Source organism: Niallia sp. FSL R7-0271 (assembly GCF_038005785.1).
Classification (GTDB): domain Bacteria; phylum Bacillota; class Bacilli; order Bacillales; family Cytobacillaceae; genus Niallia.
Window position 1 is genome coordinate 2925391 of the sequence record NZ_JBBOTZ010000001.1, and the last position, 15624, is coordinate 2941014.

A 15624-nucleotide genomic window follows, 5' to 3' on the forward strand; every position below is an offset into this window, starting at 1 on the left:
TATTTCTCTCCTTTCTAGTGTCTGTCAATTAACTGGCACATCATCATAGCCTTGCCGACAAGCACGCCTTGATTGAACACTTCTACATCGACTTTCCCAAATTTCCGGCCAACTTCCAGGATTTTCGGGACTATTTCAATGGTGCTGTCAATCTGAACTGGTTTTATAAAATAGATTGTTAAGTTTTCCACCACTAAATCGCCTTTTTTATGCCCTCTCAGCACTCGGTTTGCAGCTTCTGCAACAATGGTGGTGAACACTCCATAAGAAATGGTTCCTAAGTGATTTGTCATCTGCGGGGTAACTTCGCAAGTAAAGGAATTTTCTGACTTCGGTTTCCCTTTAGAAACATTGATTTGTTTTGTAATGATATCATCAATTGTTTCGCCAATCTGCGGCTGTCTCTGATTCATCTGCAGCGCTTTTAAGACATCCTGTCTGCTTATGATTCCCTGGAGCCTATTTGCTTCATCAACTACTGGAAGCAGCTCAATCCCTTCCCAAACCATAATGTGGGAGCAAGAGGCTACACTTGTTTTGCCGCCGACTGTAACAGGGCTTTTCGTCATAATCTTTTCAACTGATATTTCCTTTTGTTTACCGATAATATCTTTTGAAGTAACCATGCCTTGTACTTTCATGTTGGCATCAACAACTGGAAACCTGCCATGCATTGTCTCTTCATTATATTTCTGCCACATGGAAACAGGATCATCTGTCTTTAAATAAATCGTCTCTTCCAAAGGAGTCAGAACATCCTCTACAAGCACTATTTCCTTTTTAATCAACTGATCATAGATTGCCCTGTTGATCATGGTAGCAACAGTAAAGGAATCATAGCTTGTTAAAATAATCGGAAGCTGCAGCTCATCAGCAAGCCGCTTCACATGTTCCTCTGTATCAAATCCACCGGTAATTAAAACAGCCGCACCTGCTCTTAATACATGCTCCTGAGCCTTTATTCTGTTCCCAATGATCATTAAATTGCCTGCACCTGTATAGCGCATCATTGCATCTAGTTTCATCGCTCCAATGACAAATCGGTTTAGGGTTTTATGAAGTCCATCCCTTCCGCCAAGAACTTGTCCATCTACAATATTTACTACCTCAGCAAATGTCAGCTTTTCAATATTTTCTTTCTTTTTTCTTTCAATCCTTATCGTTCCAACCCGTTCAATCGTGCTGACATACCCTTTATTCTCAGCCTCCTTAATAGCACGATAGGCTGTTCCTTCGCTTACGCTCAGCGCCTTTGCGATTTGCCTGACGGAAATTTTTTCTCCAACGGGCAGTTCGTCGATATAATTCAGAATCTGTTCATGTTTTGTTGCCACTGTTCACCCTCCTTTTGGGTTTCATTCTCTATGTAGTCAACTCATAAACCTAATGAAAACGGGTAAGTTTAGTGAGTTTAGCTCTTTCGGTTGTCTTCTCTTTTATTATAGAATGTCCACTCGTTCGATTCAATCCAATATGTATATAACAGTGAAATTTTTATCGTCTTAATTATTAGTACAGTTTTGACCATTTAGTTATTTAATACTTGTATGACAAAGAAAAAAGAAAGTAACGAAAGAATTGTTACAAATAATTCATATATCTGTTATAGAATTAGAAGCAAAAAAAGAAGCTTGCCAAATCCCTTCTTCATTATCCACCAATGTTGCCCAATTATGCGAATGGACTCACCTGTGATTGAGAAGCTTTGACAAGCTTAAGTATTTTATTGATAGTAACGGATTTTTCTTTTCTTTTGCAGCTGCTGAAGTGTTTTTTTACTGTTCTGTTGTTTTGCTTTTGGCGTATACAGCAATGCAGTTAAGTTTCCTGCAAGCACAAAGATGGCAAATGCGAGCCAAGTAACAGAAAAGATTCCTGCCAAGCCAGCATCATACGGAGCAAGCCTTGGTACACCATAATATAAAAGAACACCACATAACAGAATGCATAATAAATACCGATTCTTCTTCATATTTTTCCTCCTTTTTTCACTTATAACCATTCTATGCGGACAAGTTTAAAAAAAGTCATTCTTCTTGAATATTTCGCATTACTAAAGGTTTACAAGCAATGGAGTTGTTGATAATCTTAAGAAGCGATAACATATATTAAGATAATGTTTAACTTTATTAAAGGAGGAATTATTCCTTGGAGAAGCAATTAAAGGAACTATCAACATGGATGGAACAAGAGGCAATCGATTTCACCTTCTTGACATCAACAGATAATATTTTTTATTTGAGCGGATTTTACAGTGATCCACATGAAAGACTACTGGCACTGATACTTTTCCCAAAAGAAGAACCGATTCTTGTATGTCCTGCAATGGAGCAAAATGATGCAAGAAATGCAGGCTGGAAGTATGACATAATCGGTTATAGTGACACGGATAATCCATGGGAAACAATTCAGGAAAAAGTCAGCAAAAAATCAGCAGCAAAACGAATTGCTGTTGAAAAAGAACATATGAATATTTCTAGATATGAAGCATTACAGCAATATTTCCCTGCCATTGAGAAATACTTGCCTGCAGAGGAAAAGCTGAATGAAGTGAGAATGGTCAAATCAGAGCATGAGCTTTCCAAAATCCGCGAAGCTTGCAAGTGGGCAGATTATGCGATTGAGGTTGGCTGCAGCGAGATTGCAGAAGGCAAAACAGAAATGGAAATTTTGGCTGCCATTGAGTATGAATTGAAGAAAAAAGGCATCGGCAAAATGTCCTTCTCCACAATGGTGCTAACAGGCAAAAACGGTGCGTCACCACACGGCACTCCAGGGAATACAAAAATCAAAAAGGGAGATTTAGTTCTGTTTGATTTAGGCGTTGTTGTGGATGGCTATTGTTCCGATATTACAAGAACGGTAGCTTTCGGGGATATAAATGATGAACAGCAAAAGATATATGACACAGTATTGAAAGCCCAGCTCGCTGCTCTTGATGCATCTGTTCCTGGAGCTAAATGTATGGATGTGGACTTGGCAGCACGAAATGTGATTAAGGACGCTGGTTATGGAGAGTATTTTCCACATCGCCTTGGACATGGTCTTGGTATAAGTGTTCATGAGTTCCCATCCCTCACATCAACAAATCCACTTACATTAAAAGAGGGTATGGTTTATACAATTGAGCCAGGTATATATGTGCCAAATGTAGCAGGTGTGCGAATCGAAGATGATGTGTATGTAACGAAAGATGGCGTGGAAATCCTGACGAAGTTTCCGAAAGAGCTTCAAGTAATTTCATAATGAATGAAGAAGGGGCTGACTCAAATGACCGTTTAACGGAGTTTTGAGTCAGTTTTTTTGCTTATTTCTCTTCTTGGCTGCGGATAATCAAGCTGTCAATGGCGCCGTCATTATAGGCGTCCATCACTTGTGCCGTAACTTCCAAATGACCATTTTCATCATAATCAAAGTTCGGGTTTCCCTTTATTTCCCTCATGATGGCTGTCCCCTCCTGTTTTGAAATGCTTTTTTATTTTTGCTTATTAAAGTTAATGTTATGCAATAGGAGGGTATATAATTAAATAGAAGAAATAGGAGGGTGTTAATATGGGGTTAACGTATAAGAAAATCATTGTTGCTGTCGACGGTTCGGAGCAAGGAGAAAAAGCCTTTGAAAAGGCTGTATCTATTGCAGCAGAAAATAATGCAAAGCTTATTTTAGCACATGTTATTGACACACGTTCTTTCGCTACAGTTGCAGCATTTGATCAATCTGTTGCTTCGAAAGCAGACGAATTTGCCAAAGAAATAATGGAAAAGTATACAAGGAAGGCAGCCCAAGGCGGTGTAGAAAATGTGGAGAAAGCAATTGAATTCGGATCACCAAGAGCTGTTATTCCAAGGGATATTGCCGAGAAATATGATGCCGATTTGATTATTTGCGGCGCTACTGGTTTGAATACAGTGGAACGTTTTATTATCGGCAGTGTTTCTGAGGGAATTGCCCGCAATGCGCCATGTGATGTGCTTATTGTAAGAAATGGAATATAAGAAAGAGAGAGGCATCCCAACGGATGCCTCTCTTAAATTATGCCTTCGCAAAAGAATCAAGGCATGTTTTTGCTTTTTTAATAGCTTGTTCGACTTGCTGGAATCCAGTTCCGCCTGCACTGTTTCTTCTTTGTACAGCCGTTCTTGGATTGAGCACCTCGTAAATATCTCCTTCAAACAGCGGGCTTGCAGCTTGAAGTTCATCCAGCGGCAAATCTGCCAAAAAGCATTGTTTCTGCACACAGTGCAGCACTAATTTGCCTACAACCTCATGTGCTTCTCTAAACGGCATGCCTTTGTCTGATAAATAGTCGGCCAGTTCTGTTGCATTAGAAAAGTCATTTTTTGTTGCTTGCTCCATTGCATTTGTCTGAACCTTCATCGTCTGAACCATGCCAGCAAAAATCTTCAAAGAACCTGCTACTGTTTTGACAGTATCAAACATTCCTTCTTTGTCTTCTTGCATGTCTTTATTATAAGCAAGAGGAAGTCCCTTTAAGACAGTCAGCAATCCCATTAAATTACCGTAGACTCTGCCTGTTTTTCCTCTGATTAGTTCTGCCATATCCGGATTTTTCTTCTGCGGCATGATGCTGCTTCCTGTTGAGAAGCTGTCATCCAGTTCAATAAATTTAAACTCCTGGCTTGACCAAAGAATGATTTCCTCACTGAATCTAGATAGATGCATCATTAAGATACTGCTCGAAGATAAAAACTCCAAGATAAAATCACGGTCGCTGACAGCATCCATGCTATTCTCATAAATACCTTCAAAATCCAAAAGTTCAGCAGTTCTGTAACGATCGATAGGGAAAGTTGTCCCTGCTAATGCTCCTGCACCAAGCGGCGAGACATTAATGCGGTTCAAGTTTTCCTTGTATCTCGCTTTATCTCGTTCAAACATCCAAAAATAAGCCATCAGATGATGAGCAAAGGATATAGGCTGTGCTCTTTGCAAATGTGTATACCCAGGCATAATCGTTTCGATGTTGGCTTCCGCCTTTTCGAGCAATGCACCTTGAAGCTCCTCTAAAAGAGCAATGATATTCTTTACTTGCTTGCGCAAATACAAATGCATATCTGTTGCAACCTGATCATTACGGCTTCTTCCAGTATGAAGCTTGCCGCCAACAGGACCAACCAGTTCTGTCAGTTGGCTTTCAAGATTAAGATGGATATCTTCCAATTTAACAGAGAACTCAAGCTCTTCCTTGTTTGCTTTTTCTTTTAATAGAAGCAATCCAGCTTTGATTTTTTCCGCTTCCTCTACACTTAGAATTCCTGTTTCAGAAAGCATTGCCACATGGGCAATGCTTCCGTCAATGTCTTCTAAGACTAGCTCTTGATCAAAGGAGATGGATGCGCCGAATTCGTCTACCCATTCTTCTGCAGATTTTGTAAATCTGCCTCCCCATAATTTCTTCACACTGTCACCTTCTTGCTGTTTTCCACAATGCTTTGCACTTTTGTTGGCAGACCCCATAGTTTAATGAAGCCAACAGCAGCTGCATGATCGAATTCATCATCTGAAGTGTATGTTGCCAGCTTTTCATCATACAAGGAGTTAGGAGATTTTCTTCCTTCAACGATTGCATGACCTTTAAATAGCTTAACACGTACAGTTCCTGTCACATTCTTTTGCGTTTCTTTCAGGAATGCCTGAAGAGCATTTGTTATTGGAGAGAACCATAAGCCTTCATAAATAACTTCCGTGATTTTCTTTTCGATAACTGGCTTGAAGTGAGCAACTTCTTTTACAAGCGTAATGTCTTCGAGCTCTTTATGTGCTTGGATAAGTGTAATAGCACCAGGGCACTCATAAACCTCACGTGATTTAATCCCAACAAGGCGGTTTTCTACATGATCAATACGTCCTACTCCATGCTTACCTGCCAATTTATTCAGCTCAAGGATTAAATCAGACAATTTGTATGAAATGCCGTCAATGCTGACTGGAATACCTTCTTTAAAGTTTATTTCGATAATGTCCGGCGTATCAGGCGCATTTTCTAGACTTACTGTTAAATCATATGCATCTTCCGGCGGTGCCGCCCATGGATCTTCTAAAATTCCGCACTCATTGCTGCGTCCCCATAAGTTTTGGTCAATAGAGAATGGGCTGTCTAAGTTAATTGGAATCGGAATATTTTTCTCTTTCGCATATTCGATTTCTTCTTCACGAGACCAACCCCATTCGCGCACTGGCGCCAACACCTTTAAGTTCGGGTTAAGAGCTTGGATAGAAACCTCAAAACGCACTTGGTCATTTCCTTTTCCTGTGCATCCGTGTGCAACAGCTACTGCATTTTCTTTTTCTGCCACTTCAACAAGTTTTTTTGCAATTAACGGTCTTGAAAGTGCAGAAACTAGCGGATATTTTCCTTCATATAATGTATGTGCCTGCATCGCTATCAAAGCAAAATCCTGTGCAAATTCTTCTTTTGCATCAATTACATATGATTGAACAGCTCCAACTGTTAGAGCCTTTTCTTGAATAAATTTCAAGTCCTTACCTTCTCCAACATCAAGACAGCAAGCAACTACATCAAAACCTTGATCTTGTAGCCATTTGATTGCTACGGATGTATCTAAACCACCTGAATATGCTAATACAACTTTTGGATTCGCCATGAGCGTTTTCCTCCTATATATACGAATAATTATTCATTTATTTATATTTTTATTCAAAAACTATACTAAACACTTTAGCAACTTTTTAAGAGAATTTCAAGCTTTTATTCTATAAAAATACAAAAATATTTATATTTATAATAACGCCTCTATACATACACTCAGGACGTCTAAAAGTATTTGTTGTCACATCAGTATTTTCATTGCCGGTTATAAAAAAAAACCGTAAAAAAAAGGAGGCTCTCCTCCCTTTTATGCAAAATCTTATTCAAATGTTCCTTATTTTTTATGTAGTTCACTGATGACATGGCTGAGCTCTGGAAGTATAAGTTTCTTCATTCCAAGCATTACAGCTCCTGTTGAACCTGGCATTGCAAAGACTGCACGCTCGCCAACCGTCCCGGCAATTGCTCTTGACAGCATAGCTGCTGCTCCAATATCCTCTGTATAGCTAAGCATCCTAAAAAGCTCACCAAACCCGCTTATTTCCTTTGTTAACAATGGTGCGACTGCTTCAATTGTGACATCTCTTGGAGAAATCCCCGTTCCCCCGTTCAAAATAATTGCTTGTGCTTCTGTATTTTTCAATAGTTCTGTTTGAATTTCCTTTATTTCATCTTTGACAATCACATAATTAGCTGTATAATGGCCTGCCGCTTCCAACAATTCCATTATTGTCTTTCCGCTTTTATCATCAGCCTCTGTTCTTGTATCACTCACTGTAATTACTTTGCACTTAATATGAGTATAATTCTTATTATTATGAGTATTTATGCTCAAACCTGCTTCCTCTCCTTTATTTTCTGCTTAACTTTGCAGCTTTTCATACAGGTACCGGCGCTGGTAAAACTTATAAATAAATTCTGTTATCTTTTTCGTATACTGATAATTGGCCCCCGCACCGATAAACATGCTGACAAAAGGCATTTTCTTATATGTCTTTTTACCAAATAGAAAAATAAAAAACATTTTCATTGTCTGCTGCAACATGACCTCTGCCACTTCCGAACTTGCAACGTTTTCTGTTCCTTCATAAAAATAATTGTTCGGTCGTCCCAACTCTTCCATTAATTCTGCCCAAGCCTTGCCTTGAAGTCTTTTTGGCAGGCATGCACCATGAAGAACCTTTAATGCAGTCATTATTTCAGTAGGAGTGTTGCCTGGTGAACCAAACAAGGAAGATATTTGCTGACAAAATCTTATATTGATTGCCATCAGTCCCAAAAAGTCAGAAGCTGCCGCTGCAACACCGCCAGTTCCTGTAATACTGCCTTGAAAACAGGCATACAAACGGTGTTTCACCATTTGCTGCTGCCCAATAAAGTGGAGTTGATCAATTGTTAAAGACTTCATATCCGTTATTTCCGTAATATTCTCATTAAATATTCTAGCGGTTGACAGCATTCGCTCATTTGCATTTTCGTGAAGGCTGGAACTTAAAAGCATCGTATATGCATGAAATAAAGAATTATCAATAACTGCATAAATATCCTGCCACTTGCTTTCTTCTATATATGACATGCTTTTTTTCACATACTTTTCATATAAACTCACCATATCATTCTTTTCATATGAAAGCAGTTCTCTCTCCCACTCAGATAGCTCCTTAAGTACTTCTTCTTCTCTAAATGTCAGCATAATACAGCTCCTTTCAAGTTACCAAAGCCTTTAGTATTTACAGTATATCATTTGGCCAGGCACTAGCATTGTATCCATACATAAAAAAAGACAATCTTTTGCAATTACAAAAGATTGTCTTTCCCTTTTAATACAGCTTACACACTTGCAATTCTTGCAACGTCGCGTGCAATCATAACTTCTTCATTTGTTGGGATTACCATAACTTTTACTGGCGAGTGAGGATAGTTAATAAATGATTCCTCACCAGAAATTTTATTTAGTGATTGATCCCAATAAACTCCCATAAATTCAAGGCCTTTCAACACTCGTGCACGAACAACTTCACTGTTTTCACCGATACCAGCTGTGAAGATGATTGCATCTACACCGTTCATGCCAGAAGCGTAAGAACCAATATATTTATGAATATGCTCAGCAAATACTGTCAATGCCAATTCAGCACGGTCATTTCCAGATTGAGCTTGTTCTGTAATATCACGAAGGTCACTTGAGAATCCGGAAATTCCTAGCAATCCGCTTTTTTTGTTCAATACTTGCAGTACTTCATCTGCAGATTGGTCTGTTTTTTCCATGATATATGGAATCAAGGCAGGGTCGATGTTACCTGAACGAGTCCCCATTGTTACACCAGCAAGCGGTGTGAAGCCCATAGAAGTATCAATTGATTTACCGCCTTCGATTGCAGCGATACTTGCTCCGTTACCTAAGTGACAAGAAATCAAACGAAGCTGGTCAATTGGACGGCCTAGCATTTCTGCAGCGCGTTGTGAAACATATTTATGGCTTGTTCCATGGAAACCGTACTTACGAATACCGTATTTTTCATAGTATTCATAAGGAAGACTGTATAGATAAGAGCTTTCAGGCATTGTTTGGTGGAAAGCAGTATCAAATACAGCAACAGCCGGCACATCTGGAAGAACGTTTTGGAATGCACGGATTCCAGTCAAGTTAGCTGGATTGTGCAGTGGAGCCAATTCAGACAGCTTGTCGATCTTCTCCATAACTTCATCTGTAATTAAAGCAGAATCAGCAAACTCTTCTCCACCATGTACAACGCGGTGTCCGATACCTTCAATTTCATCTAATGACTTAATGATTCCAAGTTCTGTCAACTTATTCAAAAGAATAGTAACTGCTACCTCGTGATCAGGAATGTCTGTCACTTCTTTGATTTTTTCACCATTAACGGAAATATTGAATACTGCCTCATTTAAACCGATTCGTTCAATAAGACCTTTTGTGATTACGTCCTCACTTGGCATTTCAAACAGCTGGAACTTAAGTGAAGAACTTCCTGCGTTGATCGCAATAATTTTTGCCATAAAGTATTTTACTCCCCTTTTATATAACAACATTTTATTGTGCTAATCTGACATTGAACAGCTTCATATAATAACCTTACTGGACAAATATCTCTCAATTTCTCATTTAAACATTGTGTCACAAACATTTCAAGTTATATTGATACAGTTCTTTGTTTTTTTCTTGTTTTTTTGTTATTTTCGTGAATTTGTCCAAAAAACAAGGAAAAACTTTTATATAATAGTGTCAGACTGTATTAGTACAAATGCTGTTTTTTTATAGAACAGGTATACGTGTACTTTTGGCGTTACGGTCTGTTTTTTACTGCTTGTTTTCTGTCAGCCATTGTTCAACCTGGCCGAGTATTTTTTCCATTGCCTGCATATTAGAGAAGCTTGGAATGCTTGCAAGGAGCACTTGTTTCGGTGCCTTTATAGTATCTCCTTTTTTCTGCAATATCAAAATGCTTTTTCCTGCCTGTTTATTTTTAAATAATGTCAATGGAAGCTGCATGATGGCTTGAATATGAACGGCATCCTTTAAATAAGCATGAAGTTTAGGTGCCTGTTCACTTTCAAATAATCCATTTGGAACCATAAAAAATCCAAATCCACCAGGTTTTAAATGATTGATGGACTGCTCGATAAAAAGATGATGGGCATAAGAATGACCGCTGTCTGCCTTAAGCTCATACTCACTTGCACCAACATCATTTGGATAGTATCCTACTGGCAGATCACTTATAACAATGTCCACTGGATCGATGAACAATTTCTCAAGACTGTCCTGATTAAAGAACTCTATTGGCTGTTCCTGAAGATTCGCATTGACATACGCAAGCTGAAGAAGTAAATCATCGATGTCTACCCCAATCGCCTCTGCTTGCTTGTCACCTTGTTGGTTAATGACAGATGTTAACAAATTTCCTGTGCCTACAGCCAAGTCTAGTAGACGCAGTTCTTTTTCTGAATAGAACTTTTGCACAAGATAACCAATAAACATTCCAATTGAATCTGGTGTCATCTGGTGATTAGGCTGTGTGTTTTCTTTCATGCCTTTTAAGATTGCCAACTGAAAGCTTTTACGGATATCCTCTTTGCTGAATGCTGAAAGCGAAATGGTCTCATAGCTTTTAGCAAGTCTTTTCTTTGCAATCTCGCTAATTTCTTCCTGCAAGATTGCTTCCTGGAAGATATTTTCTCCCGTTTCAGCTAACGCTTCTAAATAGGTACAGTGCAGTTCTTCTTGAAGCACTGTAGCTGTTTCATTAAAAATAGTAAATAATTGTTCGACAGGACTTATTTTCATGCCTCTCACCTATCTTTCCTATATGTTAAGTTAATTTTTACTAATCCCGCACAGAAAAAGCCTCGAAACTCTTTCGAGACTTTCTGCGTTATTCCCGATTACTCACAAATCACTTATTATTTTGCAGCCTTTACTGCTTCTATAGCTGCATCATAATTCGGATGATTACTCGCCTCTTCCACATATTCGGCATATGTAACAACGTCGTTTGAATCCACAACAAAAGTAGCTCGTGCAAGCAAACGCAGCTCTTCCATTACTACACCGTACGCTTTGCCGAAGGAAAGATCTTTATGGTCTGATACAGTAATGACATTTTCCAATCCGGCAGCAGCACACCATCTTCTTTGAGCGAAGGGAAGGTCTGCACTTACTGTAATTACTTCTACATTATCAAGTTTTGCAGCCTCTTCATTAAAGCGTCTCGTTTGAGCATCGCATACACCCGTGTCAATGGATGGGATGACACTGAATAAGCGTACCTTTCCTTTAGAGCTATCCAGCGTAATTTCCGTCATGTCGTTTGCCAACACTTTAAAGTCAGGAGCCTTGTCTCCAACCTTTACCTCATTGCCAATTAATGTGACGGGGTTGTTTTTGAATGTTACTGCAGGCATTAAAGTCACCCTTCCCGTAATTTTAATATGTATATGTGTTTATCATAGCGATACACGGGTCTATTTGCAAAGAAAATGTCTGCTAAAAAAATAATAGTCTGATTCCACAGGCTAAAAAAGACTGCCTTAAAATGTGGTTTCAGACCTATTATCTATTATTAAAATTCAATATCTTCCTTCTTGCTGGCAGTTTGGCTGGAAGATTGCTGCGGCTGTCCGGAACCTGACTGGCTGTCTCCGTTTTTAGAGAACATTTGCTGAATTTTATCAACAGCTTGCGGAGCAAAATCCAATAGTTTTTCATATAGGTGTGTGCTTTCGTCAAGGTGAACCATTTTTACTCCTTGGCCATTAACAATTAAGAATGCTATTGGCGTAATAGAAACTCCGCCGCCGCTTCCGCCGCCAAATGGGTGTTTGCTTACACCATTGTCATGCAAAGAATGATCTTCAAGAGTAAATTCACTTCCACCTGCTGCAAACCCGAAACCAACCTTTGAAACAGTAAGGATTACACTGCCGTCCGGAGTTTCAACAGGGTCTCCGATAATCGTATTGACATCGATCATTTCCTTTAAGTTTTCCATTGCAGTTGTCATTAAGCCTTGTATTGGATGATCAGACATGTTTATTCCTCCATTTTCGTTATTCATTATTATTTTTGGATGGCCGGCGCTTCATTATTTGCTTTTAAATGAGGCATACCGCCCTTCCAATATTTCACTAGTTTAATTCCTGCAATCATAGCATGCCCTAAGCGAAATCGAATCATACACTTAAATAAAGTTTCTGAAGCATTGCGCTGGAATTGCGGATATATATGTATATGAGGCATATTTTGCATTTTCATATAATTGCTGATGATACCGATAATCGCACCTTTAACCGCCCAAACAGCTCCTGCTATCGCCCCTGTATGGGCAGCATCTCCCAGTCCGATAATGGAGCTCCATTCGATATCCTTTATGCGGACTTTTGACAGTAAATAGCGGAAAATGCGGTGAAAGCCTACAACATGCTGAAGCAGTTCCTTTGTGTTGGAAAAGGTATTAAGTAAATCGTCGCCTGTAAATTGGTTTGTCTTCTTATCACCTTTCTGTTCAGGTCCATCCTCTCCAACCTTCACTTTCGTTTCTTCTTTAACAACAAGAGAAGGAGAGTTATCATCTACTTTAATCAGCGGGAATTTCTTCTTGATTCTTATCAGACCAAAAAACACTCTAATTTCAATAGAAAGATCATCATTGTCTTTTGCATGGTAATATCGTATCCTTACAGTAATTTTCATCAATAAAAGCAGTAAAAACAAAAGAAGAAGGCATAGAATAATGATGCCGATGATGAATATAACTCTCACACTGTGCACATCCTTTCAGCCTTACTATTATTTGCTAATGAATAAAAAAATAAACCTGCCATAAAGGCAGGTTTCTCTTGAACTTATATGCTAGCGTCTTTCGTGTACAACAGCAGTATCTGCAAATAAATCATGCAAGCCTTGTTTCTTTGGCAGAAATGCGACTAGAAGATAGAGAATAAAAATACTTGCAGATATAAATCTGCCTATCCACTCCCGGAAAATAACGGTGTCCCACGTTAATTGATCTTTCTTCAAGGGAATTACCTTCAAACCGAAAATCATTTTTCCTAACGTCTGCTTAAAATACTTTGTCATCAATACAAAATACAGGTAGAAAACGAATGCTGTCAGAATATTTACGGCAGAAAACAGGCCCGTGTTTTCCGTAGACAAGTCCATTAAGCGAAATATAGGATAAATTATAATCCGGTGTATGCTAGTAATGATAATGATATCAGCAATATACGCCCAAAACCGCATCCAAAAACCAGCATAATGATGTAAATCATTTTTCGTACTTGCCTGTTCTTCAGCATGTCCAGTGAGTTGATCGGTTCCTGTGTTTGTTATATCCATATCCATTTATCCGACCCCCTATTCTGCATACAAGTACATAAGCCGCGGTGAATTTGCATTAGTTGCGATTGTAAGAATATTGGCCAACTCACGCTCTTCTCCGCTAAGCAAACTTTTTGCTGACATGCCAAACATGGAAGCCAAGCTTCCTGAATCGCTATAGCTCACAACCATTGCATCATTCCACTTATAGTCAGCTTTCATCGCAGCAATGACATCATCCAAGTAACCAAAATCATCTATTAAATTCAAATCCTTCGCCTGTCTGCCGTCATAAATTCGGCCATCGGAAATCTCTCTGACTTTATCCTCTTTTATGCCTCTGCCTTCTGAAATAACCTTTACAAATCCTTCATAGGAATTGTTAATCATCGTCTGAAGAATATCTCTTTCTTCATCTGTCATTTCTCTTGTAGAACTCATGATATCTTTATATGGACCGCTTTTGATTGTCACAAATTCAACCCCGTACTTCTCAGCAAGTCCTTCGAAATTATAACCTGACATAATAACACCTAATGATCCTGTCATCGTTTCCTGGCTGGCGTAGATTTTGTCAGCAGGTGCCGAGATATAATACCCTCCCGAAGCCGCCATTGATCCCATTGAAACATATACAGGCTTTTTAGTTTCTTCTTGTATTTCGACGATTTTGTCATGGATTTCTGCACTTTCGACAACACCTCCGCCTGGGGAGTTCACCCTAAGAATTATCCCTTTAACATCGGAATCATCCTTCACTTTATCAAGCTTTTTCATAAAGGCTTTGTGATTGTATCCCGCAGATGAAAGGATTGATTGAGTATCTCCAGTATCCTGAATCGTCCCATCCACTTCAAGCACAGCTATTTTATTAAACTCATCTCCACTCTCCAACGTAGTTTCTGCAAATTCCTCTTCACTGCTTGCCATCAAATCGGAAAAAACACTGCTGAAATCAGTAGTTAACGCTGTCGACACAAAGCTTGTGATTATTGAAAACACAAAAATGAATCCAGCGATTCCAAGTGCCGCCCATCTTTTTTTATTCATTGCTTATGTATCCCTCCTTCTCCTTACTTTCTACGAATGACTATAATAAATGTTTCAAGATTCTTCTGTTTTATAGTCTGCTTATAAGAATAAGTTCATTCTTAACTAGCAAGAGACTCTATATGCCTTCTTAAATTTCTGCGCTTTTTTTGCCTTTTGCACTGCTTGCATGAGAAAACAGCTTTGTCTTTGATAAAGAATAAATCGATAATGCAGCCCAAATAAACAGGAAGGATAATAAATGGGTTGTTGTAAATGGTTCATCATAAACAAATACACCTAAAATAAGAGTCAAAGTTGGTGTCATATATTGGATGAATCCCAGCATGGATAGTGGTATTCGTTGAGCACCTTTAGCAAAAAATAGGAGCGGAACTGCTGTTAACACACCAGAAAGAATGACTAACAAATCCAATTGTGGTGAAACTGCCAGAAAAGCATGGTCTCCCTTAACAAATAAATAAGCAATATACATTAATGCAATTGGTGTTATAAACAATGTTTCTAATGTGAGCCCTATACTTGAATCAATTGAAATAAGCTTCTTGGCCAAACCATATAATCCAAACGTGAATGCAAGGGACAAAGCTATCCATGGAAAGCTTCCATGGGAAAAGGTTAAAATTATTACTCCAATGGCTGCTAAACCGACAGAAACATACTGTGTTTTTGTCAATTTTTCCTTCAGCACAATCATGCCAAGCAATACGCTGACTAAAGGATTAATATAATAGCCAAGACTAGTTTCAATAATTTGGTCTGCATTAACTGCCCAAATATAGATAAACCAATTGCAGCTAACTAACAAAGAAGCAACAAATAGCATCAAGCCTTGTTTTTTATTAGTTTTGAAACTGGAAAGCACTCCAATCAGTTTTTTCCATTTCTTTGTTACTGTTATTAGCAATACCATAAATACAAAAGACCATAACACTCGATTTGCGAGAATTTCGTCTGCTCCTACCCCTTGCAGATTCTTCCAATAAATCGGAAATAACCCCCAGATTAAGTAAGCGATGGCAGCATACAGCACTCCCGTTTTCATTTGGTTATCCTTCATCTTTATCTCTTCTTTCTATTTTCGAAATATTTCATATTATAATTCTATTCCAGATAATGCACAACCCGAAATTTTCCAAAAAAGAAAAAGAGATTAAG

General features: G+C 38.6%; 17 protein-coding genes. 2 read left to right on the top strand and 15 right to left on the bottom strand.

The features are described 5' to 3' along the window. Positions 1-14: 14 nt before the first annotated feature. Both MKX82_RS14970 and MKX82_RS14975 read right to left on the bottom strand, forming a co-directional pair. A complete protein-coding gene (locus tag MKX82_RS14970; protein ID WP_233317421.1) occupies positions 15-1334 on the bottom strand; it encodes a DRTGG domain-containing protein in 1320 nt (439 codons plus the stop codon). 389 nt (positions 1335-1723) lie between these two features. After that, on the bottom strand, positions 1724-1972 hold the full coding sequence (locus MKX82_RS14975) for a hypothetical protein (RefSeq protein WP_233317420.1): 249 nt from the start codon (positions 1970-1972) through the stop codon (positions 1724-1726). 176 nt (positions 1973-2148) lie between these two features. Between MKX82_RS14975 and MKX82_RS14980 the strand changes: the two genes are divergently transcribed. Further along, a complete protein-coding gene (locus tag MKX82_RS14980; RefSeq protein WP_341078119.1) occupies positions 2149-3246 on the top strand; it encodes a M24 family metallopeptidase in 1098 nt (365 codons plus the stop codon). Between the two features lie 61 nt (positions 3247-3307). Here MKX82_RS14980 and MKX82_RS14985 read toward each other — a convergent pair whose 3' ends face one another. Further along, positions 3308-3442 carry a hypothetical protein gene (locus MKX82_RS14985; protein WP_267913463.1) on the bottom strand — a complete coding sequence of 45 codons (135 nt, stop codon included), beginning with the start codon at positions 3440-3442 and terminating at the stop codon, positions 3308-3310. 110 nt (positions 3443-3552) lie between these two features. Between MKX82_RS14985 and MKX82_RS14990 the strand changes: the two genes are divergently transcribed. Beyond that, positions 3553-3996 carry a universal stress protein gene (locus MKX82_RS14990; protein WP_233317418.1) on the top strand — a complete coding sequence of 148 codons (444 nt, stop codon included), beginning with the start codon at positions 3553-3555 and terminating at the stop codon, positions 3994-3996. Positions 3997-4033: 37 nt separating this feature from the next. Here MKX82_RS14990 and argH read toward each other — a convergent pair whose 3' ends face one another. From argH to rarD, 12 genes are all read right to left on the bottom strand, one after another. Further along, positions 4034-5422, bottom strand: coding sequence for an argininosuccinate lyase (gene argH, locus MKX82_RS14995; protein ID WP_233317417.1), 1389 nt, complete (start codon positions 5420-5422; stop codon positions 4034-4036). Then, on the bottom strand, positions 5419-6627 hold the full coding sequence (locus tag MKX82_RS15000; RefSeq protein WP_341078130.1) for an argininosuccinate synthase: 1209 nt from the start codon (positions 6625-6627) through the stop codon (positions 5419-5421). Before MKX82_RS15000 ends, argH begins: the two co-directional genes overlap by 4 nt. 279 nt (positions 6628-6906) lie before the next feature. Further along, complete coding sequence (locus MKX82_RS15005; RefSeq protein ID WP_237941798.1) at positions 6907-7407, bottom strand: MogA/MoaB family molybdenum cofactor biosynthesis protein; 501 nt, start codon at positions 7405-7407, stop codon at positions 6907-6909. A 27-nt stretch (positions 7408-7434) separates the two neighbouring features. After that, positions 7435-8265, bottom strand: coding sequence for an EcsC family protein (locus MKX82_RS15010; protein ID WP_341078133.1), 831 nt, complete (start codon positions 8263-8265; stop codon positions 7435-7437). Between the two features lie 137 nt (positions 8266-8402). Then, the gene (locus tag MKX82_RS15015) at positions 8403-9593 is read right to left on the bottom strand and encodes an acetate kinase (RefSeq protein ID WP_233317413.1); all 1191 of its coding nucleotides are present in this window, start codon (positions 9591-9593) and stop codon (positions 8403-8405) included. A gap of 301 nt (positions 9594-9894) precedes the next feature. Further along, the gene (locus MKX82_RS15020) at positions 9895-10881 is read right to left on the bottom strand and encodes a class I SAM-dependent methyltransferase (RefSeq protein ID WP_341078135.1); all 987 of its coding nucleotides are present in this window, start codon (positions 10879-10881) and stop codon (positions 9895-9897) included. Between the two features lie 116 nt (positions 10882-10997). After that, on the bottom strand, positions 10998-11498 hold the full coding sequence (gene tpx / locus MKX82_RS15025) for a thiol peroxidase (RefSeq protein ID WP_341078137.1): 501 nt from the start codon (positions 11496-11498) through the stop codon (positions 10998-11000). A gap of 158 nt (positions 11499-11656) precedes the next feature. Beyond that, positions 11657-12124, bottom strand: coding sequence for a GerW family sporulation protein (ytfJ, locus tag MKX82_RS15030; protein WP_341078138.1), 468 nt, complete (start codon positions 12122-12124; stop codon positions 11657-11659). 29 nt (positions 12125-12153) lie between these two features. Beyond that, positions 12154-12855, bottom strand: coding sequence for a DUF2953 domain-containing protein (locus tag MKX82_RS15035; protein ID WP_233317409.1), 702 nt, complete (start codon positions 12853-12855; stop codon positions 12154-12156). A gap of 90 nt (positions 12856-12945) precedes the next feature. Then, positions 12946-13434 (bottom strand): RDD family protein, encoded by a 489-nt coding sequence (locus MKX82_RS15040; protein ID WP_233317559.1) that lies wholly within the window; start codon positions 13432-13434, stop codon positions 12946-12948. 18 nt (positions 13435-13452) lie between these two features. Further along, positions 13453-14466, bottom strand: coding sequence for a signal peptide peptidase SppA (sppA, locus tag MKX82_RS15045; RefSeq protein WP_341078143.1), 1014 nt, complete (start codon positions 14464-14466; stop codon positions 13453-13455). 130 nt (positions 14467-14596) lie between these two features. Further along, a complete protein-coding gene (gene rarD / locus MKX82_RS15050; RefSeq protein WP_233317407.1) occupies positions 14597-15526 on the bottom strand; it encodes an EamA family transporter RarD in 930 nt (309 codons plus the stop codon). Positions 15527-15624: the final 98 nt, after the last annotated feature.